Origin of the sequence: Hydrogenophilus thiooxidans (assembly GCF_019049855.1) — a bacterium.
In the GTDB taxonomy this organism is placed as follows: Bacteria; Pseudomonadota; Gammaproteobacteria; order Burkholderiales; family Rhodocyclaceae; genus Hydrogenophilus; species Hydrogenophilus thiooxidans.
The window spans coordinates 69,990-94,869 of the sequence record NZ_JAHLSY010000002.1 but is presented as its reverse complement, the minus strand read 5'-3'; the positions used below and the strand labels follow the sequence as shown (position 1 = coordinate 94,869).

Sequence of the window (24,880 nt, the reverse complement as noted above, 5' to 3'; positions counted from 1 at the left end):
GGGTTTCGGAAACCATTTTGGTGGAGCCGGGGGGAGTCGAACCCCCGTCCGGAAGCCCTCCACAGCGAGGACTACATGCTTAGCGCCTTGTTGCGTTTGGCATCGACGCCGGCCAAGACGCGCGCCACGTCGATGCGAGCCGTTTTGGGTTTCGCACAAAGCCGCCAAACGGCCAGGCAACTTTGGCTAGCCTCAAGGGTGACGCTGCACAGGTGACCGAAGTCACCATCCGGCCGTGAGGCTCAGCCGGTGCAGCGCGTCGCCGGGATTAAGCGGCGACGGCGAAACGCTCGTCGTTGGCGTTTGTTTTTTGCCAGTGGATTTACGAGGTGACTGGACCTCGGCATGCCCTCGACTGCTTTGCAGCCCCCGTCGAAGCCAAGTACGGCCCCAGCGAGAACGTCATTATAGACGAGAAATGGGGTTCAAAGTTCCGGCGGCTGGGAAATAATTCCCGTCGCAAATGGCGCTTTCCTCAGCGCGTGCGATCGGCATTACCATTTGGTGAAAGCGATGAGGTAGTTCACGGCAACGTCTTCGGTGAGGAAGTAGCGTTTTGTGAGCGGGTTGTAGCCCATGCCGATGATCGCTTTCGGGGTGAGTGTGGCGGTTTCTGCCCACGCGGTGATTTCGGCGGGTTTGAGGAATTTTCGCCAGTCGTGGGTGCCTTTGGGGAGAAGCTGTAAGAGATACTCCGCGCCGATGATCGCAAAGAGGTAGGATTTCACGGTTCGGTTGAGGGTGGCGAAACAGACGGAACCGCCCGGTTTTGCCAGCTTGGCGCAGGCGCGAATGGTGCTTGCGGGGTCGGGTACGTGTTCGAGCATCTCCATGCAGGTGACGACGTCGAACGTTTCTGGGTGCATTTCGGCTAATGCTTCAGCAGCGATCATTTCGTAGTGCACCGGCGCGCCGCTTTCGAGTGCATGAAGCTTGGCCACGGTGAGCGCTTTTTCCGAAAGGTCGATGCCGGTAACCTCAGCGCCTGCGTGCGCCATCGCCTCGGTGAGGAGGCCGCCGCCGCATCCGACGTCGACCACGCGTTTGTCCGCAAGCCCCCCGCACTGCGCAGCGATCCAGTCGAGACGAAGAGGGTTGATTTCGTGCAGCGGTCGGAATTCACTGGTGGGGTCCCACCAGCGGTGCGCCAATTCACTAAATTTGGCGATTTCGTTGGGATCGACGTTTGCGGTTTCGTTCATGGCGGGGCCCATAACAAAACGCCCTGCTTGGGCAGGGCGTTTTGGGGTGAGCAGTTATTGGTGATTACTTGGTGCCGATCACTTCCACTTCGACGCGGCGGTCCGGCTGCAAGCAGGCGATCAGGGCTTTACGCTCTTTGATCTTGTCGCACTTGTTACCGGTGACCGGCATCTTCTCACCTTTTCCTTCGGTGTAGATGCGGTTCATCGGAACGCCCTTGCTCACCAGGTATTTCTTCACGGCTTCTGCACGACGCTCAGAGAGTTTCTGGTTGTAGGCGTCGGAACCGATCCGGTCGGCGTGACCAACCGCCAAAATGACCTCGACGTTGATATTCTTGATTTGCGCAGCGAGCTCATCGAGCTTGCGCTTCCCTTCGGGCCGGAGGGTTGCTTTGTCGAAATCAAAGAGGGTGTCGGCAGAGAGCTTCACCTTGTTGGAGACCGGTTGCGGCGCCGCTTTCGCAGCAGGAGCCGGTTTGGGCGCTTCGCACTTCTCTTTGGCGATCACCTCGGGGTCACACGAGCAGGCGAGCGGCTTGCCGTTGGTGTCTTTGACTTGCTCGGCAAGCGCCGGCGTCCAATAGCCCGTACGCCAGCAAAGCCCGGTGCCGCTACGCGCCACGACGCCCCGGCTGTCGATTACATAGGGAATCTCCCCTTGTTTGGTATCGACGACAACATCTTGCGCAAATGCAGCCATCGAAGCGCCCGTAACGAGCGCGGCGGCAACGAAATGACGAATTGGGTTCATGGTGCCTTCCTTTCTTTTCTGGGTCACTGATGGGACCATTATAATGGTTGCGCCACTTCATGACAAGCATGGCGCCAGGTCATTTGTGGTTTTGGCGCCATTTTTCGGCGAAAACGGCAAGTTGTGTGTTGCTTTTTTGCAACAGCAGGGTGTGGTCGCGCTTTTTGGGGACCCCGGCGATCCACACGTCACAGACCTGTTCGCGGTCGGCAACCCAAACGAGATGGGAAATGGGGTCGAACAAAGGCCGCGTCAGGAACGATTCGAACGAGACGGTGATGAGGTCTGCGCTTTTCCCTGGGGTGAGGGAGCCGATTTCGTCGGCAAGCCCGAGCGCTTTGGCGCCGCCGAGTGTCGCCATTTCGAGTAGGGTCGCCGCAGGGAGCGCGGCAGCGTCTCGCTGGGTGAGCTTGGCAAGAAGCGCCGCGTGACGCATCTCCCAAAACAGGTCGAGCCGATTGTTGCTCGCGGCGCCGTCGCTGCCAAGCGCCGCGATGATGCCGTGCGCGTGCCATGCGGTGACATCGGCGGCGCCGCTGGCGAGTTTCATATTGGAGGTGGGGCAATGGACGAGCGCGGCTCCGTATTTGCCCAACGTCACCAATTCGTCGCGATCGAGATGGACGCCGTGCGCGGCGATCACTTGCGGCGTTTCCAGGATGCCCGTGCGCGCGAGCCGTTCAAGCGGCGAGACACCGAACTGCGCAAGCGACTGCGGCGTTTCGTTGGCCGTTTCGTTGAGGTGCAGGTGAACTGGGAGTTCCAGTTCGTTGGCGAGCGCCGCGATTCGGGCAAATGTGGCGTCACTGACGGTGTAGGGGGCATGGGGCGCCAGCGCAAAGGAGAGGAGCGGCGTGTCGCGCCATTTTTCCCAAGCGGCCAGCCCCTTTTCGAGGTAGGCGTCGGCGTCGTTGGCGTACGGGGTGGGGAATTCCAGCGCGACGAGCCCAACCATCGCGCGCAGCCCTGCTTCGTGAAACGCTTGCGCGGCGGCGTCGGGGAAGAAGTACATGTCGAGCGCCGTGGTGATGCCGCCGGCGATCATTTCCGCAGCGGCGATCCAGCTTCCTTCATAGACGAATTCGGGTGAAACGAGCGCCTGCTCCCGTGGCCAGATCGCCTCATGGAGCCAGCGTTCGAGCGGCAGATCGTCGGCAACGCCGCGCAAGAGCGTCATTGCGGCGTGGGTATGGGCATTGACGAACCCAGGAAGCGCCACGTGGTTGGGGCGAATGAGCCATGGCCATTGCGGTTGCGGATAGCGCATTTGGGCTTCAGAGGTGGGAAGCAACGCAGCGATGCGCCCCTCGGCGACGACAACGGCGTGGTCGGTGAGGACCGTGCCTGGAGGATCCATCGGGATCACCCAAGCAGCGGCCAAAACGAAGCGTTCCTGTATGGGTGGTTGGGGCGTCGTCGCAGGCCCATTTTGGCGATCTTGCGTGGCCATCATCCGGTGTTCCTTGCTCGGGGTGGTAAAATTGGCGCAACGAATCGCATGAGTGTACCGTATGGAGTCGATTGCGCGTGAAACCCTGGCGGTGAGTCTCGAGGAAGAGATGCGCCGCAGCTATCTCGATTACGCGATGAGCGTCATCGTGGGCCGGGCGCTTCCCGATGCGCGGGATGGTTTGAAGCCGGTCCACCGGCGCGTGCTCTACGCGATGTATGAGCTGGGGAACGACTGGAACAAGCCGTACAAGAAATCGGCGCGCATCGTCGGGGATGTGATCGGTAAGTACCACCCGCACGGTGACTCTGCAGTCTATGACACCATCGTGCGTATGGCGCAGGATTTCAGCCTGCGTTATCCGTTGATCGATGGACAAGGAAACTTCGGTTCCGTAGATGGTGATGCCGCCGCGGCGATGCGCTATACCGAGATCCGTATGGCGCGCATCGGTCACGAGTTGCTGGCCGATATCGACAAAGAGACCGTCGATTTCGGGCCCAACTACGACAACTCCGAGCGTGAACCGCTGGTGTTGCCGACGCGGGTGCCCAATCTGCTGATCAACGGCGCAAGCGGTATCGCAGTCGGGATGGCGACCAATATTCCACCGCACAATTTGGGCGAAGTGGTCGACGGCTGTCTGGCGCTACTCGAAAACCCGGAACTGACCGTCGACGACTTGATGCGTTACATTCCTGCGCCCGATTTTCCCACCGCCGGCTTGATCGTCGGCTTGGAGGGGGTGCGGGAAGGGTATCGCACCGGTCGTGGCCGCGTGGTGATGCGCGCACGTACCCATTTCGAAACCCTGGGCAAGGGGGCATCCGAACGCGAAGCGATCATCATCGACGAGTTACCGTATCAGGTGAACAAGCGCGCCCTGTTGGAGCGCATCGCCGAGCTCGTCAATGAGAAACGCATCGAAGGGATTAGTGAGATCCGTGACGAGTCCGACAAATCGGGCATGCGGGTGGTGATCGAACTCAAGCGCGGCGAACATCCCGAGGTGGTCTTGAACCACCTTTTCAAATTGACGCAGTTGCAAGAGACCTTCGGGATGAATCTGGTTGCGCTCGTCGACGGGCGGCCGCGCACCCTCAATCTCAGGGAGTTGGTCGAATGCTTCCTCGACCATCGGCGTGAGGTGGTGACGCGGCGCACGGTCTTCGAGTTGCGCCAAGCGCGGGAGCGCGCGCATATCCTCGAAGGGTTAGCGGTGGCGCTTGCGAACGTCGATGAGATCATCGCGCTCATCAAAGCGTCCGCTACGCCCGCTGCGGCGAAAGCGGCGTTGTTGGCACGCCGTTGGCGCTCGCCGCTCGTTGAAGCGATGTTGGCCCGCGCCGTTGCCGATGCGCGTGCGTACCGGCCGGAAGGGTTACCGGCCGAGTTTGGTTTGGCAGATGAGGGGTACCGGTTGAGCGAAGCGCAAGCCGATGCGATTCTGGCGCTGCGCTTGCAGCGGCTCACCGGTCTCGAGCAGGAGAGAATCCTCAACGAATACCGCGAGGTGATCGACCGCATCACCGATCTGCTCGATATTTTGGCGCGCCGCGAGCGGGTGACCGCGATCATCGCCGACGAGTTGCGTGACGTGAAAGCGCGTTTCGGTGACCCGCGGCGCAGCGAGATCGTGACCGAAGCGGACGAAATCCGATTGGAGGATTTGATTGCCCCCCACGAAACCGTGGTGACGCTCACCCATTCGGGGTATGTCAAGCGGCAGCCGCTCGACGACTATCGCGCGCAGCGGCGCGGCGGGCGCGGAAAATTGGCAGCGAGCACCAAAGAGGACGATTTTGCCGAACAGCTCTTTGTCGCGAACTCCCACGACTGGCTGCTCTGTTTCTCCAGCCGTGGTCGGGTCTATTGGCTGCGCGTTTTCGACCTGCCCGAAGGGGGGCGGACCGGCCGCGGCAAACCGATCGTCAATTTGTTGCCGATCCAGCCTGGCGAACAGATCCAGGCGGTATTGTCGGTAAAAGCGTTTCGCTGCGATGCGTTCGTCTTGTTCGCGACCGCGCAAGGGGTCGTGAAGAAAACCGCACTCGATGCGTTTGCCAATCCGCGTAAAGCGGGCATCATCGCGTTGGCGCTCGACGACGGCGACCGCCTCATCGGTGTTGCGATCACCGATGGCCAAGCCGATGTGATGCTGCTTTCCGACGCCGGTAAGGCGGTGCGCTTTTCGGAGGACGACGTGCGTCCGATGGGTCGGGAAGCGCGGGGGGTGCGCGGGATGCAGTTGGAAGAGGGGCAGCGGGTCGTGGCGATGGTCGCGGTGGCGCAGCCAGACGAGGATGCGAGTCTGCTTTTGGCAACCGAAAACGGCTTTGGAAAGCGGACCGCGGTTACCGAATTCACCCGCCACAGCCGCGGCACCAAAGGGATGATCGCGATTCAGACGAGCGCGCGCAACGGCAAATTGGTCGGCGCGTGTCTGGTGCGGCCGGGGGATGAGGTGATGCTGATGTCGCAAAACGGGGTCGTGATCCGGACACGTGTGGACGATATCCGCGAATTGGGGCGCGTCACGCAAGGGGTGACGTTGATGGCGCTCGATGCCAACGACCGTTTGGCTGCGGTGGTGAAAGTTGCGAAAGGACCGAACGGTGAAGCGGATGAAAGCAACGGCTGACCCGGGGACGGGCGTGGCAGGATAGCGAGAAACACGGTGAGGGGTGGTGCGATGCGGGTATTCAATTTCAGTGCCGGGCCGGCGATTTTGCCGCAACCCGTGCTTGAACAGGTGCAGCGCGAGCTTTTGGATTGGCACGGCATCGGGTCGAGTCTGATCGAAGTGAGCCACCGCGGGCCGCACTTTTCTGCGGTGCGGGACGAAGCGGAGGTTCGGTTGCGGGCGCTTTTGGCGATTCCGGACGATTACGCGGTGCTGTTTTTGCAAGGTGGCGCGACGTTGCAATTTGCGCAAGTGGCGATGAACCTTTTGCGCGGAGGCTCTGCCGATTACATCGTCACGGGCGCGTGGTCGCAAAAGGCGTACCGCGAAGCGTTGCGGTTGGCGCCAGTGCTGGGCGGAAAGGTGCGGCTTGCGGGTTCCACCGAAGAGAGCGGCTTTACTCGGGCACCGCGTGCCGATGAGCTCGACATCGATCCCAACGCAAGCTACGTGCATGTCTGCACCAACGAAACGATTCATGGTGTCGAATGGCTCGACCTCGACGCGATCGCCGCTACGGGTGTGCCGATCGTCGCCGATATGAGTTCGCACCTTTTGTCGCGGCCGATCGATGTGCGCCAATTCGGTTTGATCTACGCAGGGGCGCAGAAGAACGTCGGCCCCGCTGGGGTGACGATCGTGATCGTGCGCCGTGACCTCATCAACGACCCCTGGGTCGGCACGCCGTCGGTGATGCAGTATGCAGCGCAGGACGCCAACCAGTCGATGTTGAACACCCCGCCCACCTTTGCGATCTACGTCGCGAACCTCGTTTTTGCCTGGCTCGAGGCGCAAGGCGGCGTTGCGGCGATCGAGGCGGTGAACCGCCGAAAAGCGGAAAAACTCTACGCCGCAATCGACGCGCTGCCGCTCTATGAGAATCGAATCGAGCCCCCGTGGCGCAGTCGAATGAACGTGCCTTTCCGGTTGCGGGACGAATCGCTGAACGAACGGTTTTTGTACGAGAGCGACGCAGCGGGGCTCAAATACCTCAAAGGGCACAAAATGGTCGGCGGGATGCGGGCGTCGATCTACAACGCGATGCCTGAAGAGGGGGTCGATGCGTTGGTGGCGTTCCTACACGATTTCGCCGCACGCAACGCCTCGTGACGCGTCGGAAAAAGTAGGGAGCGGGGGATCATGGAAACGTCGGACAAGGCCACCGAAGACCCGGCGTGGCGGGAGCGGGAACTCATAGCGGTTCGGCAGCGGATCGACGCGATCGATGCCGAAATTTTGCGGCTGTTGTCGGAACGAGGCGAATGCGCCCGGCGCATCGGTGTGCTCAAAGGCGGCGGGGTGATCTACCGCCCTGAGCGTGAGGCCGACGTGTTGCGCCGACTGATCGCCGCAAATCCCGGACCTTTGCCGAACGAAGCGGTTCGGGTGATCTTTCGCGAGGTGATGTCGGCGTGTCTGGCGCTCGAACAACCGTTGCAAGTCGGGTTCCTCGGTCCTTGGGGGACCTTTTCCGAGATGGCAGCACGCAAGCACTTCGGTTCGGCGCCCCACTTTCACCCGATGACCACGATCGACGAAGTGTTTCGAGAGGTCGAAGCGGGTAACCTCGACTATGGGGTCGTCCCGATCGAAAATTCGGCCGAAGGGGCGGTGGGGGTGACCCACGATCTGCTGCTTCTGCACCCCCTCAAGATCTGCGGCGAGGCGTTGCTGCGCGTCCACCAACATTTGATGGGACAGGTTCCGTCGCTGCGCGCGGTGAAGCGGGTCTATTCGCATGCGCAAAGCTTGGCGCAATGTCATGAGTGGCTCAACCTTCATCTTCCCGACGCGGCACGGATTCCGGTGGGGAGCAACGCCGAGGCGGCACGGATGGCGGCCGAAGACCCCGACAGCGCAGCGATTGCTGGCGCAGCGGCAGCGGAGCGGTACGGGTTGCCGATCCTGGCGCACAACATCGAAGATGACCCCAACAACACGACGCGCTTTCTGGTGATTGCGAAGCACGACGCCGGGCCTTCGGGCAAAGACAAGACGTCGCTCGTCTGTTCCGCGCCGAATCGCCCCGGAGCGATGCACCGTTTGTTGGAGCCCTTGGCCAAGCATGGCGTATCGATGACGAAACTTCAATCGCGTCCGGCCAAAGGAGGGCTGTGGGAGTATGTCTTCTTCATCGATATCGAAGGGCATCAAAGTGACCCACCGGTTTCGCAGGCGTTGGCGGAGCTCGAGGAGCGTGCTGCATTCGTCAAACGGCTCGGTTCCTATCCCGCCGCAATCGCATGAGCGTCTGCACGGCAGCTCCCTTTATACGACGACAAACTCCGTGAGGTGACACGTGACCCATCAACCACACCTGGAACAGACGAACGGGGCGCAGCGATCGGTACTGACGCATCTCCCCGCAGCGATCCGCGCGCTGGCCCCTTATCAGCCTGGAAAACCGATCGCAGAGTTGGCGCGGGAACGGGGGCTGGATCCCGATCGGATCATCAAATTGGCGTCGAACGAAAATCCGCTGGGGATGAGCCCGAAAGCGATGGCGGCGGTTGGCGCAGCACTGGCCGACGGGGCACGCTATCCCGACGGCAATGGCTTTGTGTTGAAAGCGGCGCTTGCGGAACGTTTTGCTCTGGCACCGGAACAGATCGTTTTGGGGAATGGCTCCAACGATGTGCTGGAGCTGGTGGCACGGCTGGTCCTGCAACCTGGAACGAGCGCGGTTTTTTCCCAATACGCGTTTGCGGTCTACCCCTTGGTGACCCAGGCGTTGGGTGCGCGGGCGATCGTCGTGCCTGCGCGCGATTATGGTCACGATTTGGAAGCGATCGCTGAAGCGATCGCCGATGACACCCGCATCGTTTTCGTCGCCAACCCGAACAACCCCACAGGCACCTTCGTGCCCGGGGAGGCGATCGAGCGGTTTTTGCAGCGCGTCCCTGGCCACGTGCTCGTCGTGCTCGACGAAGCCTATACCGAATACCTCGATCCAGCCGACCGCTACGACAGTTTCGCGTGGCTTGCGCGCTTTCCCAATCTGGTGGTGACGCGCACCTTCTCGAAAGCGTACGGTTTGGCCAGTTTGCGCGTCGGGTACGCGGTGGCAGACCCCGCGGTGGCCGACGCGATGAACCGTATCCGCCAGCCCTTCAACGTCAATAGCTTTGCGCTCGCGGCGGCGACCGCGGCGCTAGCGGACACCTGCTTCTTGGCGGAGAGCGTTGCGGTGAATCGCGAGGGGTTGCGGCAGCTCACCGAAGGGTTCGAAGCGCTCGGTCTCTCCTACCTGCCGTCGAAAGGCAACTTCGTTGCGGTTCGGGTTGGCGATGCGGCGCGGGTAAACGACGCGCTGTTGGACCGCGGCATCATCGTGCGGCCGATAGCCGGTTATGGGATGCCCGAGTGGCTTCGGGTTTCGGTTGGATTGCCGGAAGAGAATGCGCAGTTCTTGGCAGCGCTTGCTGCGATCCTAAAGGAGCAGTCGTGAGCAATCCGGAAGCTGGAGTCACGGCGCCACTCAAGCGGCTCACGGTGGTTGGGGTTGGCCTCATCGGCGGGTCGTTTGCGTTGGCGGTCAAGCGTGCAGGGCTCGTTGCCGAGGTAGTGGGTCTGGGGCGAAGCGAAGCGACGCTCGAGCGCGCGCAGCGCCTCGGTGTGATCGACTGGGGAACGACCGAACTGAAAGCGGCCGTGGCGGGTGCCGATTTGGTCTTCCTGGCGATGCCTGTGGGGCAGACGCACTCGATTGTGCAGGCGATTGCGCCGCATCTGGCGCCGGAGACGATCGTCACCGACGCGGGAAGCACCAAACAAAACGTCGTCGAAGCGTTCTACCGCGATTTGCCGGATCATCTGGCGCGTGCCGTACCGGGTCATCCGATTGCGGGAAAGGAGTTGAGTGGCCCCGAAGCGGCCGATGCGGCGCTCTTTGTGGACCGCAAGGTGGTGCTGACGCCGCTTCCGGAAAACGACCTTGAAGCAGTGGCGCGCGTAGCCGCGCTCTGGGCGGCATGTGGTGCCGAGGTTCGGACGATGACACCGCAGGAGCACGACCGAGTCTTTGCCGCGGTGAGCCACTTGCCCCATGTGCTCTCGTACGCGCTCGTTCATCAATTGGCGGGGCGCGCGAACGCCGAGACGCTCTTTGATTATGCCGCAGGGGGGTTTCGCGACTTTACGCGCATCGCCGGTTCCCACCCGGAGATGTGGCGCGACATTTGCTTGGCCAACCGACAGACGATCCTGGCGGAGCTCGACGAATACCTTTCGGAACTGGCGTGGATTCGAGCGCTCTTGCTAAGCGGCAACGGCGACGGGCTCTATCGTCTGTTTGCCGCAGCAAGTACAGCGCGTAACCGTTGGGCGGCGGCGCGCGAACGGGCAACGGAGGGGCCAGAGTGAACGAACGCATTCCGCATCTCGATCTACCGCCCGCGTGCGCGGCGGCAGGCACGGTCACGTTGCCGGGCAGCAAAAGCATTTCGAACCGGGTGTTGTTGTTGGCGGCACTTGCGCAGGGCACAACCCGTCTTTATGACCTTCTTGACGCGGACGATACCGCACGCATGCGCGACGCGCTCACGATGCTCGGGGTTACGCTGGCGCCGCAACCGGACGGCGCGCTCGACGTTCTCGGCTGTGGCGGCCGCTTTCCCAACCGCGAAGCGTCGCTCTTTCTGGGCAACGCAGGGACCGCGTTTCGGCCTCTGACCGCGGCGCTTGCGGTGCTGGGGGGGAACTATCGCCTCGACGGCGTTGCGCGGATGCGCGAACGCCCGATCGGCGATTTGGTCGATGCCCTGGCGCGGTGGGGGTGCCAGATCGATTATCTGGGGACACCGGGCTATCCGCCGCTGCAGATTGGCGAACGCAAGAGGGTCGCGGCGCCTGCCGTCACCCGGGTTCGGGGCAGCGTCTCGAGCCAGTTCCTGACCGCTTTGCTGATCGCCGCGCCGCTCTTGGGAGACGAGGCGGTGATCGAGGTGGAAGGGACGCTCATCTCCCAACCCTACGTGGCGATGACGATCGCGCTGATGGCGCACTTCGGGGTGACGGTAGATCGCAAAGGGTGGCAGCGCTTCGTCGTTCCCGCGGGCAGTCGCTACCGTTCTCCCGGAACCTGGCACGTCGAAGGAGACGCGTCGTCAGCCTCCTACTTTCTGGCGCTTGGAGCGTTGGGCGGCGGGCCGGTGCGCGTCGTCGGCGTCGGGGAAAAGAGTGTGCAAGGCGACGTCGCGTTTGCCGACGCGCTCGCGCAAATGGGCGCGCGGGTGCGCAAAGGGGAAAATTGGATCGAGGCAGAAGCACCCGAAGGGTTCGATCCAAGGGGCGGTTCTGCGCCACGGCTGCGGGCATTGACCTATGATGCGACCGCGATCCCCGATGCGGCGATGACCTTGGCGGCGCTTGCGCTTTTCGGTGACGGGACCAGCCGCTTGACGGGAATCGGCAGTTGGCGGGTGAAGGAGACCGATCGGATCGCGGCGATGGCTGCCGAGCTCACCAAAGTGGGCGCAACGGTCGCATGTGGCGACGATTGGCTCGAGGTGACGCCGCCTACGTCTTGGCGCGCTGCAACGATTGCCACCTACGACGACCACCGAATGGCGATGGCGTTGTCGCTCGCCGCGTTTGGCGACTGCTACCAGCGGATTCTCGACCCAGCGTGCGTGAACAAAACCTTTCCCACCTATTGGGCGTGTTATCGCGCGATCGTTCGTCCGGTGCCGGTGGTGGCGATCGATGGCCCCAGTGCGTCGGGGAAAGGAACGGTCGCGGCGCGGGTTGCCGCGGCGTTGGGTTGGCACACCCTCGACAGCGGGGCCGTCTACCGGGCGCTTGCATGGCTGGCGCTGGAAAACGGGGTGGCGCTCGACGACCCGGCGGGGCTCGTTGCGCTGGCAGGCACCGTACGGCTCGAATGTCGCGAGGGTGGGGTGGCGGTGAATGGGGTCGCGGTCGGGGATGCGATCCGTACCGAAGCGGTTTCGCAAGCGGCGTCGCGCATCGCGACGCTACCAGCCGTGCGCGACGCGTTGCTGGCGTTGCAGCGCGCCCATCGGCACCGTCCGGGGCTGGTCGCCGACGGGCGCGATATGGGCAGTGTCGTCTTCCCGGACGCGTGCGTCAAGGTCTTTCTCAACGCGTCGCCCGAGGTGCGCGCCGAGCGGCGTTATAAGCAGTTGATCGCAAAAGGATTCGATGCTAACATTGATCAATTGCGTCGGGAACTGGCGGCGCGCGACGCCCAAGATCGGGCGCGCGCCGTGGCTCCGTTGCAAGCGGCACCGGATGCGCGGCACCTCGATACCACGGCGATGACCATCGACGAGGCGGTCGCAACGGTGCTCGAGTGGGTGCGTGCGGCATGCGCCGTGTGCGGTGCCGAACGTGTGGGGTAAACCAAACTTTTTTCACTTTTTGGATAAACGCAACATGGATTCTGTTACCGCAGTCGCTCAACCGACCACCAACGAAAGTTTCGCTCAGCTCTTTGAAGAGAGCCTGATGCAGGAGTTACGTCCTGGGCAAGTGATCACGGCCGAAGTGGTCGATATCGACGACAACTTCGTCGTCGTGAACGCTGGGCTCAAGTCGGAGAGCTTCATTCCAAAAGAAGAGTTCCTCGACGCGAACGGCGAACTCGAGGTGAAGGTTGGCGACTTCGTCAAGGTCGCGATCGAAGCGTTGGAAGACGGCTATGGGGAAACCCGCTTGTCGCGTCGCCGCGCGAAGATGCTGGAAGCGTGGGACGAGATCGAGCGCATCTTCGAAGAAGGGCGGACCGTAACCGGACGGGTCACCGGGCGCGTCAAAGGCGGTTTGACTGTGAATGTGATGGGGCTGCGCGCCTTCTTGCCGGGCTCCCTCGTCGATATTCGTCCGGTGCGTGACACCACGCCGTTCGAAGGGCAAGCGCTCGAATTCAAGATCATCAAAGTCGACCGCAAGCGCAACAACATCGTCGTTTCGCGCCGCGCCGTGCTCGAAGAGCAGATGGGCAGCGAACGGGAGCGGATCCTCGATGCGCTGGAAGAAGGCGCAGTGGTCCAGGGGGTGGTGAAGAACATCACCGATTATGGGGCGTTCGTCGATCTGGGTGGGATCGATGGGCTGCTGCATATCACCGACCTGGCGTGGCGTCGGGTTCGCCATCCGTCCGAAGTGATCGCGGTGGGCGAAGAGGTCACCGTGAAGGTGCTCAAGTTCGACCGCGACAAGATGCGCGTTTCGCTTGGCATGAAGCAGCTCGGTGACGACCCATGGGTTGGGATCGCGCGCCGTTATCCAGCGGGGACCCGCCTCTTCGGTAAGGTGACGAACCTCACCGACTACGGTGCATTCGTCGAGATCGAACCGGGGATCGAAGGGTTGGTGCACGTCTCCGAGATGGATTGGACCAACAAGAATATCCATCCGACCAAAGTGGTCCAAGTGGGCGACGAAGTCGAGGTCATGGTGCTCGAAATCGACGAAGAACGCCGTCGGATTTCGCTCGGGATCAAGCAGTGCAAGCCGAACCCGTGGGAAGAGTTCGCGCACAATCATCAAAAAGGCGACAAAGTGCGCGGTCAGATCAAATCGATCACCGATTTCGGGGTTTTCGTCGGTCTCGAAGGGGGGATCGATGGGCTGGTGCACCTTTCCGACCTTTCTTGGACCGAACCTGGCGAAGTGGCGGTGCGCCGCTACAAGAAGGGCGACGAGGTCGAAGCGGTCGTGTTGGGGATCGACGTCGAACGGGAGCGGATTTCGCTTGGGATCAAGCAGCTTGAGGGTGACCCCTTCACCAACTACATTGCGATGAATCCGAAAGGGACCGTCGTCAAAGGGAAGGTGAAGTCGGTCGAGCCGAAGGGGGCGGTAATCCAGCTCGACGACGAAGTCGAAGGCTACCTGCGCGCTTCCGAGTTCGCGATCCATCGGGTCGACGACCTCACCCAAGAGTTGAAAGAGGGCGACGAGATCGAAGCGGTGATCACCAACGTCGACCGGAAGAACCGCTCGATTCAGTTGTCGGTGAAAGCGAAAGAGCAGGCGGAGCAAGACGAAGCGATGAACCGGATCGCTGCCGAACAGCCTGCGGCGCCGGCGACGCTTGGCGACCTGATCAAAGCCAAGCTGAACGAGCAGAAACGGTAAATTGGCGCAGCGATGACACGATCCGAGCTGATCGCGGCATTGGCTGCTCGGTTTTCCCATTTGCCTCGGCAGGATGTCGACGCCGCGGTGCGCGTGCTGTTGCGCACGATGCGCGACACCCTCGCCCAAGGCGGCCGGATCGAAATTCGCGGCTTCGGCAGCTTCACGCTCCATCGTCGGCCGCCGCGGATGGGGCGTAACCCGAAGACGGGCGAAGTGGTTGCGGTGCCTGCGAAATGGGCGCCCCATTTCAAGCCCGGCAAGACGCTGCGCGAGCGGGTCGATGCGGCAAAATCGGGAAATAATTAAGGAGCAGTGATGAAGCGGCTGATAATCCTCGTCCTCTTCGTGGTGGTGTTCGCGGTCGTGGGCGCGCTTGCGTTTCGCAACCACCACAACGTCTTTTTTCACGCGTTGATCTGGCAGGGCGAGGTGCCGCTCGTTTGGTTGCTCGTGGGGGCATTTGCGTTGGGGGTGGTTCTCACGCTTTTGCTCTTTTTCCCTGCGGCGTTGCGTCAGCGGTGGCAGCTCTGGCGCGCCCGGCGGGAAGTGGCCCGCTTGTCTCGGCAGCAGCTTATGACTCCTGAGACGCACTGACGCATGATCTGGGATCAATGGTGGTACGCGCTCCTCATTGGGGCGCTTTTTTTTGCCTTGGGTTGGATCGCCGGACGGATCGATCTCCGTGCGGTGACACGAGCGGCGAGTCAACTCCCACGCGCCTACCTGACGGGGCTCAACCACCTGTTGCACGGGCGGCGGGATCAAGCGCTCGAGGCCTTACTTGCTGCGGCCGAACTCCACCCGGGACCGGTCGAACTGCAACTTGCGTTGGCGGCGCTGATGCGCGAACGCGGTGAGTACGAGCGGGCACTCGCGATTCATCGGGCGCTGGCGGCGCGATCCGACCTGACGGCGCAGCAGCGTGACGAGGTGATCGCGGAGCTGGCGCTCGACTACCATCGGGCGGGTTTTTTGGATCGCGCCGAAGCGGCGTACCGACAGATGCTGGGCGGTCCGCGCGATGGCTGGGCGCGCGCGGCGCTCGTTGCGATCCTGCAAACCGAACGCGATTGGAACCAGTGTCTCGCGCTGCTCCAAGCGGCACCGGAAGCGTTGCCCCACGCGCAACTTTTGCAGATGCATTTGCACTGTGAACTGGCCCAGGAAGCGATTTCCCGCGAAGACTGGGCGACGGTGGCGCACCATTGGCGAGCCGCGTGTGCAGCGGGGGGCAGTCAAACGCTGCGGACGTTGCTGGTCGAAGGGCAGTGGCGTCTTGCGACACGGGACGACGCGAAAGTGCGGTCGGTCTGGGAACGGATCGAACGCCTGCACCCCGACGGTTTGGCGTTGGTGCTGGACAAATGGCTCAGTGCGCTGCCCGTCGAGCAGTGGCCGACGGTCTTGCCGGTCGTTCGTCGATGGTTTCAGCGTTTTCCGCAGATCGACGCCTGGGCGCGGTACGTCGATGTGGAGCTGCAGTGTGGGTCGGCCGATGAGGCGTTTCGCCGTTTACAGGAAGCGATGCGGGTATCGCCCGACTTGATGGTGCTGGACGCCTATTTGCGCCTTGTCGTCTGGATGGTGCCGGAAGGGTGGCGGGTCGAGGTCGATCGGGTCCGTTCGCTGGTGCATGGGTATGTGGAGCGGCTGGCGCGCTATCATTGCCAAAAGTGCGGGTTCAAAGCCAAGCAGTATCATTGGCGTTGCCCCGCCTGCGGCGAATGGGGCACGTTCCCACCACGGCGAACGGTCGCTTTCGAGGGGCGTCGCGCGCAATGACGGAAAAGGAGTCAAGGATGGAATTTCCAACGATCGAAGCGTTTGTCGGCAATACGCCGCTCGTGCGGTTGCAACGCATCACGGCGGGGAAGAACAATACCATTTTGGCAAAATTGGAAGGGAACAATCCCGCCGGATCGGTGAAGGATCGTCCGGCGCTCTCGATGATCCGTCAGGCCGAAGCACGCGGCCGGATCAAGCCCGGCGATACTCTGATCGAGGCAACCAGCGGCAACACCGGAATCGCGTTGGCGATGGCGGCGGCGATTCGCGGGTACCGGATGATCCTGGTGATGCCGGAAAACCAGAGCGTGGAACGGCGCCAGACGATGCGCGCGTTTGGCGCCGAGCTCGTCCTGACCCCCAAAGATGGCGGCATGGAGTTGGCGCGTGACGTTGCGGAGCAGATGGAGCGTGAAGGTAAGGGGATCATCCTCAACCAGTTCGCCAATCCAGACAATCCGCTAGCGCACTACACCGGCACCGGGCCGGAGATTTGGGAACAGACCCACGGCCGCATCACCCATTTTGTTTCCAGTATGGGAACTACGGGAACGATCATGGGCGTGTCGCGTTTCCTCAAAGAGAAAAACCCGGCGATCCAGATCATCGGGTGTCAGCCGGACGAGGGGTCACAGATTCCCGGGATCCGCAAGTGGCCGCCGGAATACTTACCGAAAATCTACGAGCCCCATCGCGTCGATCGGCTGGAGTATGTCTCGCAAGCCGAGGCCGAGGCGATGACGCGGCGATTGGCGCGCGAAGAGGGAATCTTTGCTGGAATCTCATCGGGCGGCGCGTTGGCAGTGACGCTGCGCATTGCCGAAACCCTATCGGATGCGGTGATCGTGTTCATCGTCTGTGACCGGGGGGATCGGTATTTGTCAACAGGGGTCTTCCCAGCTTGACCGTTTGCGCTAAAATAGACCGGTTTGTCCGTCTTTTGGCTCGATCCGCACTCAGAAGGAAGCACGATGTCCGAGCACGATTGGAATGAAGGGCTCTACCGCCCGCATCTGGAACACGACGCTTGCGGGGTGGGTTTCGTCGCCCATATCCGCGGCGAAAAACGGCACGAATTCATCTTGCAAGGGCTTGAGATCCTCAAGAATCTCGACCACCGCGGCGCAGTAGGCGCCGATCCGCTGCAGGGCGACGGCGCGGGCATTCTGATTCAAATTCCCGACCGCCTCTACCGCGAAGAGATGGCGAAGCAGGGGGTGACCTTGCCACCGGCAGGGGAGTACGGCGTCGGAATGATTTTCCTGCCCAAGGAGCCTGCCGCGCGCCGCGCCTGTGAAGAGGCGCTCGAGCGCGCCGTCGTCGCAGAAGGGCAGGTGGTGCTCGGATGGCGTGACGTCCCGGTCAATCACGAGATGCCGATGTCGCCGGCGGTGAAGGCGAAAGAGCCGGTGATCCGTCAGCTCTTCATCGGCCGCGGCCCCAACATCATGGTGACCGATGCGCTCGAACGCAAGCTCTACGTGATTCGTCGCCGCGCGGCGAACGCGATCCTGTCGCTTAAGCTCGAACACGCCAAAGAGTTCTACGTCCCGTCGTTCTCGGCGCGCACCGTCGTCTATAAAGGGCAACTGTTGGCGCATCAAGTGGGCGAGTACTACCGGGATCTTGTCGATCCGCGCTGCGAATCGGCATTGGCGCTAGTCCATCAGCGCTTTTCGACCAATACCTTCCCCGAGTGGCGCTTGGCGCACCCATTTCGCTTCATCGCCCACAACGGCGAGATCAATACGCTGCGCGGCAACTACAACTGGATGCGCGCGCGCGAGCGCGGGGTCTCCTCTACCCTCCTCGGGCATGACTTGGAGAAGCTCTGGCCGATCATCTATCCCGGTCAGTCCGACTCGGCGTCGTTCGACAATGCGCTGGAACTCCTGGTGATGGCCGGCTATTCGCTTGCGCACGCGATGATGATGCTGATCCCGGAAGCGTGGGAAGCGCACACCAAGATGGAGCCGCGGCGGCGCGCGTTCTACGAATACCACGCCGCGATGATGGAACCGTGGGACGGTCCTGCCGCGGTGGCCTTCACCGACGGGCGCCAGATTGGCGCAACGCTCGACCGCAACGGCTTGCGGCCCGCGCGCTATCTGATCACCGACGACGACGTCGTGGTGATGGCCTCCGAGGCGGGAGTCTTACCGATCCCTGAAGAGCGGATCGTGCGCAAATGGCGGCTACAGCCCGGGCGGATGTTCCTCATCGACATGGCGCAAGGGCGAATCATCGAAGACGAAGAGTTGAAGACGACGCTTGCCAATGCCAAACCGTACCGGGAGTGGTTGGAGCGGATCAACATCCATATCGACTCGTTGCCGGCACCCAGCGCGTCGTCGATCGCGGCAAGCTTGAGCAAGCAGCCGATCCTCGACCTGCAGCAGGCGTTTGGATACACCCAAGAGGATCTCAAATTTATCCTCGAGCCGATGGCGAAAACCGGGGAAGAGGCGGTGGGGTCGATGGGCAACGACGCGCCGCTCGAGGTGCTTTCGAACCGTCCAAAGTTGCTCTACCACTACTTCCGGCAACTTTTTGCGCAGGTGACCAACCCGCCGATCGACCCGATCCGCGAACAGCTGGTGATGTCGCTGGTTTCGTTCATCGGGCCGAAGCCCAACCTCCTCGAACTCAACGAGATCAACCCACCCTACCGGCTCGAAGTGCCGCAGCCGGTGCTCGATTTTGCCGCGATGGCGAAGGTGCGGGAGATTGCCCGTTTTACCGACGGTCGCTTCAAGAGCTTCGAACTCGACCTCACCTACCCCGTTTCCTGGGGCAAAGAGGCGGTCGAAGCGTTCTTGGCGTCGCTGCAGGCGCAGGCCGAGGATGCGGTGCTCAACGGGTACAACATCTTGATCCTTTCCGACCGCAAAGTCGATCGTGAACGGGTTGCGGTGCCGGCGCTTCTTGGCCTCTCGGCGGTGCATCAGCACCTGGTGAACAAAGGGTTACGCACCCGCACCGGGTTGGTGGTCGAAACCGGATCGGCGCGCGAAGTCCACCACTTTGCGGTGCTGGCGGGCTACGGCGCCGAGGCGGTGCACCCTTACCTCGCGCTCATGACGCTCAAAGAGCTCGCCAATGGCGACGAAGCGCTCGAAGCGAAATACATCCAGCACTTCATCAAGGCGGTAGGCAAAGGCCTGATGAAGGTGATGTCGAAAATGGGGATCTCCACCTACATGTCCTATACCGGGGCGCAAATCTTCGAGGCGGTGGGGATCCAACAAGCGGTGTGTGACAAATACTTCACCGGGACGGTCAGTCAGGTGGAGGGGATCGACCTCTTTACGATCATGGAAGAGGCGATCCGCATGCATCAAGCGGCGTACGGAAAAGAGCTGACGCTCGAGAAAATGCTTGATGTCGGCGGGGAATACGCGTGGCGCCATCGCGGCGAAGAGCACATGTGGACGCCCGATGCGATCGCCAAGATGCAGCACGCGGTGCGCACCGGCAAGTTCGAAACCTACGCCGAATACGCGCGGATCATCAACGATCAGTCGAAGCGGCTGATGACCTTGCGCGGGCTCTTCCAGTTCAAGAAAGCGGCCGAGCCGGTGCCGCTCGATGAAGTGGAGCCAGCAAGCGAAATCGTCAAACGGTTTGCAACCGGTGCGATGTCGCTCGGTTCGATTTCGACCGAAGCGCACACGACGCTTGCGATCGCGATGAACCGCATCGGCGGGAAATCGAACACCGGCGAGGGTGGGGAGGACCCGGCGCGGTTTGCCCCGATCACGCGCGACACGACACTCGCGGAAGTGCTTGGCAAAGACCGCGTCGTGCGGGATATTCCGCTCAAAGCGGGGGATAGCCTGCGCTCTGCGATCAAGCAGGTGGCGTCTGGCCGCTTCGGGGTGACCACCGAATACTTGGTGAATGCCGACCAGATCCAGATCAAGATGGCGCAAGGGGCCAAGCCGGGCGAAGGCGGGCAACTGCCGGGGCACAAGGTCTCCGAGTACATCGGGTTCCTCCGCCACTCGGTGCCGGGGGTCGGATTGATTTCGCCGCCGCCGCACCACGACATCTATTCGATCGAGGATCTGGCGCAGCTCATCCACGACCTCAAAAACGTCAATCCGAACGCGTCGATCTCGGTGAAACTGGTCTCCGAAGTGGGGGTCGGCACCGTTGCCGCGGGTGTGGCGAAGGCGAAAGCCGACCACATCGTGATCGCTGGGCACGACGGCGGCACCGGCGCGTCCCCTCTTTCGTCGATCAAACATGCCGGGACGCCGTGGGAACTGGGGCTTGCGGAAACGCAGCAGACGCTCGTGCGCAACCGCTTGCGGGGCCGGGTGCGGCTGCAAGTGGATGGCCAGATGAAGACGGGGCGCGACGTGGTGATCGGGGCGCTTTTAGGGGCCGACGAATTCGGCTTTGCCACCGCGCCGTTGGTTGCCGAAGGGTGCATCATGATGCGCAAGTGCCACTTGAACACCTGTCCGGTGGGGGTGGCGACGCAAGACCCGGAACTGCGCCGCCGTTTCGTCGGGCAACCTGAGCACGTGATCAACTACTTCTTCTTCGTTGCCGAAGAGGTGCGGCAGTTGATGAGCGAGCTCGGGGTGCGCCGCTTCGACGAGCTTATCGGTCGGGCGCACGAACTCCTTGAGATGCGCCCGGCGATCGACCATTGGAAAGCCAAAGGGCTCGACTTTTCGCGCATTCTCGCCAAGCCCAAGGGCTACGGCGAAACTCCCCATTATCACTGCGAAACGCAGGACCATGGGCTCGAAAAGGCGCTCGACCATCAGTTGATCCGCGCCGCGCAACCGGCGCTGACCCGGGGCGACGCCGTGCGCATCGACCTAGCGGTGCGTAACGTCAACCGTACCGTCGGGGCGATGCTCTCCGGGGAGGTGGCGAAGCGTTACGGCCACAAAGGGCTGCCGAACGATACGATCCACGTGACGTTGCGCGGCACCGCGGGCCAAAGCTTCGCAGCGTTCCTCGCACGCGGGATTACCTTCGATCTCATCGGCGAAGCGAACGACTACGTCGGCAAAGGGCTTTCCGGCGGTCGCGTGATCGTGCGTCCGTCGCCGGAGTTCCGGGGCGAACCGACCCAAAACATCATCGTGGGGAATACGGTGCTCTACGGGGCGATCGAAGGGGAGGCCTATTTCTGTGGCGTTGCCGGTGAGCGTTTCGCGGTGCGGAATTCGGGCGCCGTCGCGGTCGTCGAAGGGGTGGGCGATCACGGCTGCGAATATATGACCGGGGGTACGGTGGTCGTTTTGGGACGCACTGGACGCAACTTCGCCGCCGGGATGTCCGGTGGGATCGCTTACGTCCTCGACGAGGATGGCACGTTTGCGGAGCGGTGTAACCTCGCGATGGTGGCGCTGGAACCGTTGCCGGACGAGATCGCTGCGCGCGCCGAGTGTGACTGCGGCCCAGAGCTCGAGTCGCACGGGTTCGTCGAGATCGACCACCTGACGATGGGTGACGAATTGATCCTCAAAGGGTTGATCGAGCGGCATGCCCATTTCACGGGCAGCCGCCGCGCGAAAGAGATCTTGGCCCACTGGAGTCACTGGCGGACCCGTTTCGTCAAAGTCTTCCCGCACGAATACCGTCGCGCACTCGGTGAGATGGCGCAGGCACGGGAAACGCAGTCCGCTTGATCGATAAGGGAAAACAACGATGGGTAAACCAACCGGTTTTCTGGAATTTGCGCGCATTTCCGAGGCGTACGAAGCGCCCGAGGTGCGGGTCCGATCGTTCAAAGAGTTCGTGCATCGCCTCACCGACGAACAGGCGAAGATTCAAGGTGCGCGGTGCATGGATTGTGGGATCCCGTTCTGCAACAACGGTTGTCCGGTGAACAACCTCATCCCTGACTGGAACGACCTCGTCTATCGCGGTAACGTCCGCGAGGCGGTGACGGTGTTGCACAGCACCAACAACTTCCCGGAATTCACCGGCCGCATCTGTCCGGCACCGTGCGAAGCGGCCTGCACGCTCAACCTCGACGACGACCCCGTCGGTATCAAATCGATCGAGCGGTATATCGCCGATACCGGTTGGGAACACTGCTGGATCGTTCCGGAACCGGCGCGCGACAAGTCCGGGAAGCAGATCGCGGTGGTCGGCTCGGGCCCGGCAGGACTGGCGTGTGCCCAGCAGCTGGCGCGTGCCGGACATAGCGTTACCGTGTTCGAAAAGAGCGACCGCATCGGGGGGCTCCTGCGCTACGGGATTCCCGACTTCAAGCTCGAAAAGTGGCTGATCGACCGCCGGATCGCGCAGATGGAAGCAGAAGGGGTGGTCTTCCGCACCCGTGTGCGGGTGGGCCCGCCGCTCCCGGAAGCGGTGAACGACGACGCCACCGAGTCGATCACCCCAGAAGCACTGCGGGCGCAGTTCGACGCCGTGGTCCTTGCGGTGGGGTCGGAAGTGCCGCGGGACCTCGACGTGCCGGGGCGCCAGCTTGCGGGCATTTATTTCGCGATGAAGTTCCTTACGCCGCAAAACAAAGCGGTCGCGGGGGATCGGCCAAACCCCATCGACGCCAAAGGCAAGCACGTGATCGTGATCGGCGGCGGGGATACTGGCGCCGACTGTACCGGGACGAGCCTGCGTCAAGGGGCGCTTTCGGTCACCCAACTCGAGCTGCTCCCCAAACCGCCGGAAAAGGAAGCCAAGCTCGTCACTTGGCCCTATTGGCCGCACAAGCTGCGGACCTCGACCTCGCACGAAGAGGGGCGGGTCGTCCGCGAATGGGCGGTGATGACCAAAGCGTTCCTCGGGGACGAGCAGGGGCGCGTTCGCGCGATTCGCTTGGCGCGGCTCGACTGGTCGAGCGGCAAGCCAGTCGAGATTCCCGATAGCGAATTCGAACTGCCTGCCGACCTTGTCTTCCTCGCGATGGGGTTTGTTCATCCGGCGCAAGAGCTGCTCGATGCGTTCGGGATCGAAAAAGACGCTCGCGGTAACGCGGCTGCGGCCACCGATGGGCCCAACGCCTACGCGACGAACGTGCCCGGCGTCTTCGTCGCAGGGGACTGCCGCCGTGGGCAATCGCTCGTGGTCTGGGCGATTCGCGAAGGCCGGCAGTGCGCGCGGGCCGTCGACGAGGTGCTGATGGGCTCATCGATCCTGCCGCGCTGAGTCCTTCCGGGGTAACGGCATCTCTTGGGGGCGCCTCTTGGCTACAAACGGGGGCGCCTTTGCCATTTATGGAGCAGGCATGACGAATCGAGGAGAGGAGCGAAAGGTTGCGGCGCGCCTGGCGGCGGTCTTTGCGCTGCGCATGGTCGGACTCTTTCTGGTACTCCCGGTGCTTGCCGACTATGCGCGCCACTTGCCGGGCGGCGATTCGGCGTCGATGGTCGGTTTGGCGTTGGGGGTGTATGGATTGACCCAGGCGCTTTTGTTGTTGCCGCTTGGGTGGGCGTCGGACCGTTGGGGACGCAAACCGGTCATCTACTTCGGGTTGGTGTTGTTCGTGCTCGGTGGGCTGTTGGCCGCGTGGGCGCCGACCGTGCACTGGCTGGTTGCGGCGCGCGCCATTCAGGGGGCCGGGGCGATTTCGTCCGCAGTGACCGCGCTCGTCGCCGATTTGACCGCTCCAACGTTTCGCACGCGCGCGATGGCGATGATCGGGGCGTCGATCGGGTTGGCGTTTGCGGGGTCGCTGGCGGTGGCGCCGTGGCTCTACGGAGTGGTCGGGATGCGCGGCATCTTTCTCCTCACCGCGGTGATGGGGGTGCTGGCGCTCGTGATGGTTGCGCGGGGGGTGCCCAACCCATCGCCGCTCACCCCAACGCAAGGTGTGACGCACCAGGAAGCGCAACGCTGCGGGTTTGCGGTCGTGTTACGGGATTCCCGCTTGCTGCGTCTCGATTTCGGCGTCTTTTGCCTGCACTTCGTCCAGATGGCGATGTGGGTAGTCGTTCCCGCCCTGTTGGTCGCACAGGCTGGGTTGCCGGTATCGGCCCACTGGCAGGTCTATGCGGTCGCGGTGGTGGTCGCGTTGCTCGTGATGGTGCCGCTGGTGATCCTCGCCGAGAAGCGGGGGAAAATCGCTGCGGTCTATCGGGGGGCGGTGCTGTTGCTGGTCGCGATGCAACTGGGGTTCGCCCTGTTGGCCTTTTTCCCGGACCGCAGCGGCCTGTGGTCGTTGGGTGTAGCGCTCACGCTTTTTTTCGTCGCGTTCAACGTGCTCGAAGCGACCCAGCCGTCGTGGATTTCGAAAGTGGCACCATCGCGATACAAAGGGGCAGCGTTGGGGGTCTATAACACGCTGCAGTCGTTGGGGCTTTTCGCGGGCGGAGCATTCGGCGGTTGGGTAGCGCAACACTGGGGGAGTGGTGCGCTCTTCCTTGCCTGCGCCCTGGCAGGGGTTTTGTGGTATGCTTCCGCGCAACGGCTCTCTCCCCCGGCAGAGGGCATCGAGGAGGTGAAGCATGGCATCGGTCAATAAAGTCATTCTGGTCGGCAATCTCGGGCGCGACCCCGAAACGCGGTATCTGCCCAGCGGTGAGCCGGTGGTGAATCTCTCCGTGGCGACGTCGGAACGGTGGCGTGACAAGCAAACCGGTGAGATGCGCGAACAGACCGAGTGGCACCGCGTCGTCTTCTTTGGGCGGCAGGCGGAGGTCGCCGCGCAGTATCTAAAAAAAGGGTCCCCCGTCTATATCGAAGGGTCGATTCGCACCCGCAAATGGACCGACCAGAACGGACAAGAGCGTTATACGACCGAAATCCGTGGCGATACCTTCAAAATGCTGGGTTCGCGCGGGGGCAGCGAAGGCGATGTGCCGATGCAACCGGCGGCAGCTCCGGCTGCGCAACCGTCTGGCGCGCCCAGTGCCGCGGCGGCGCCGTTCGTCGATAATGGCTTTGCCGACGACGATATCCCGTTCTGA

18 protein-coding genes and 1 other RNA gene are annotated in these 24,880 nt (G+C 62.4%); 15 read left to right on the top strand and 4 right to left on the bottom strand.

Annotation, left to right across the window (positions count from 1 at the left end; translation table 11 throughout):
* Positions 1-18 precede the first annotated feature (18 nt).
* The 4 genes from ssrA to KUL93_RS01355 all read right to left on the bottom strand — a co-directional run bounded on the left by ssrA (position 19) and on the right by KUL93_RS01355 (position 3,409).
* Positions 19-392: a transfer-messenger RNA gene (ssrA, locus tag KUL93_RS01370) on the bottom strand.
* Between the two features lie 102 nt (positions 393-494).
* Entirely contained in the window at positions 495-1,202 is a 708-nt protein-coding gene (gene ubiG / locus KUL93_RS01365; RefSeq protein ID WP_217125337.1) for a bifunctional 2-polyprenyl-6-hydroxyphenol methylase/3-demethylubiquinol 3-O-methyltransferase UbiG, read from the bottom strand.
* Positions 1,203-1,266: 64 nt separating this feature from the next.
* Entirely contained in the window at positions 1,267-1,956 is a 690-nt protein-coding gene (locus KUL93_RS01360; protein WP_217125336.1) for an OmpA family protein, read from the bottom strand.
* A gap of 79 nt (positions 1,957-2,035) precedes the next feature.
* Positions 2,036-3,409 (bottom strand): TRZ/ATZ family hydrolase, encoded by a 1,374-nt coding sequence (locus KUL93_RS01355; RefSeq protein WP_217125335.1) that lies wholly within the window; start codon positions 3,407-3,409, stop codon positions 2,036-2,038.
* A gap of 58 nt (positions 3,410-3,467) precedes the next feature.
* Between KUL93_RS01355 and gyrA the strand changes: the two genes are divergently transcribed.
* The 15 genes from gyrA to ssb all read left to right on the top strand — a co-directional run bounded on the left by gyrA (position 3,468) and on the right by ssb (position 24,880).
* Positions 3,468-6,047, top strand: a complete 2,580-nt coding sequence (gyrA, locus tag KUL93_RS01350) for a DNA gyrase subunit A (protein WP_217125334.1) — start codon at positions 3,468-3,470, stop codon at positions 6,045-6,047.
* 51 nt (positions 6,048-6,098) lie between these two features.
* A complete protein-coding gene (serC, locus tag KUL93_RS01345; RefSeq protein WP_217125333.1) occupies positions 6,099-7,199 on the top strand; it encodes a 3-phosphoserine/phosphohydroxythreonine transaminase in 1,101 nt (366 codons plus the stop codon).
* Positions 7,200-7,229: 30 nt separating this feature from the next.
* Entirely contained in the window at positions 7,230-8,336 is a 1,107-nt protein-coding gene (gene pheA, locus KUL93_RS01340; protein ID WP_217125332.1) for a prephenate dehydratase, read from the top strand.
* A 70-nt stretch (positions 8,337-8,406) separates the two neighbouring features.
* Positions 8,407-9,537, top strand: coding sequence for a histidinol-phosphate transaminase (hisC, locus tag KUL93_RS01335; RefSeq protein WP_430408192.1), 1,131 nt, complete (start codon positions 8,407-8,409; stop codon positions 9,535-9,537).
* On the top strand, positions 9,534-10,451 hold the full coding sequence (locus KUL93_RS01330) for a prephenate dehydrogenase (protein WP_217125330.1): 918 nt from the start codon (positions 9,534-9,536) through the stop codon (positions 10,449-10,451). The genes hisC and KUL93_RS01330 overlap by 4 nt, the downstream gene beginning before the upstream one ends.
* 8 nt (positions 10,452-10,459) lie before the next feature.
* Positions 10,460-12,451: a 3-phosphoshikimate 1-carboxyvinyltransferase gene (gene aroA, locus KUL93_RS11330; RefSeq protein WP_346731610.1), complete on the top strand. Its 1,992-nt coding sequence runs from the start codon at positions 10,460-10,462 to the stop codon at positions 12,449-12,451.
* Positions 12,452-12,485: 34 nt separating this feature from the next.
* On the top strand, positions 12,486-14,192 hold the full coding sequence (gene rpsA, locus KUL93_RS01320) for a 30S ribosomal protein S1 (protein ID WP_217125329.1): 1,707 nt from the start codon (positions 12,486-12,488) through the stop codon (positions 14,190-14,192).
* A 12-nt stretch (positions 14,193-14,204) separates the two neighbouring features.
* Positions 14,205-14,501 (top strand): integration host factor subunit beta, encoded by a 297-nt coding sequence (locus KUL93_RS01315; RefSeq protein ID WP_217125328.1) that lies wholly within the window; start codon positions 14,205-14,207, stop codon positions 14,499-14,501.
* 9 nt (positions 14,502-14,510) lie between these two features.
* Positions 14,511-14,789, top strand: a complete 279-nt coding sequence (locus tag KUL93_RS01310; protein WP_217125327.1) for a LapA family protein — start codon at positions 14,511-14,513, stop codon at positions 14,787-14,789.
* A 3-nt stretch (positions 14,790-14,792) separates the two neighbouring features.
* Positions 14,793-15,977, top strand: a complete 1,185-nt coding sequence (locus KUL93_RS01305; protein WP_217125326.1) for a hypothetical protein — start codon at positions 14,793-14,795, stop codon at positions 15,975-15,977.
* A 17-nt stretch (positions 15,978-15,994) separates the two neighbouring features.
* Positions 15,995-16,885, top strand: coding sequence for a cysteine synthase CysM (gene cysM / locus KUL93_RS01300; protein ID WP_217125325.1), 891 nt, complete (start codon positions 15,995-15,997; stop codon positions 16,883-16,885).
* Positions 16,886-16,951: 66 nt separating this feature from the next.
* Positions 16,952-21,634: a glutamate synthase-related protein gene (locus KUL93_RS01295; RefSeq protein WP_217125324.1), complete on the top strand. Its 4,683-nt coding sequence runs from the start codon at positions 16,952-16,954 to the stop codon at positions 21,632-21,634.
* 19 nt (positions 21,635-21,653) lie between these two features.
* Positions 21,654-23,120: a glutamate synthase subunit beta gene (locus KUL93_RS01290; RefSeq protein ID WP_217125323.1), complete on the top strand. Its 1,467-nt coding sequence runs from the start codon at positions 21,654-21,656 to the stop codon at positions 23,118-23,120.
* A 79-nt stretch (positions 23,121-23,199) separates the two neighbouring features.
* Positions 23,200-24,435 carry an MFS transporter gene (locus KUL93_RS01285; protein WP_217125322.1) on the top strand — a complete coding sequence of 412 codons (1,236 nt, stop codon included), beginning with the start codon at positions 23,200-23,202 and terminating at the stop codon, positions 24,433-24,435.
* The gene (gene ssb, locus KUL93_RS01280) at positions 24,419-24,880 is read left to right on the top strand and encodes a single-stranded DNA-binding protein (RefSeq protein ID WP_217125321.1); all 462 of its coding nucleotides are present in this window, start codon (positions 24,419-24,421) and stop codon (positions 24,878-24,880) included. Before KUL93_RS01285 ends, ssb begins: the two co-directional genes overlap by 17 nt.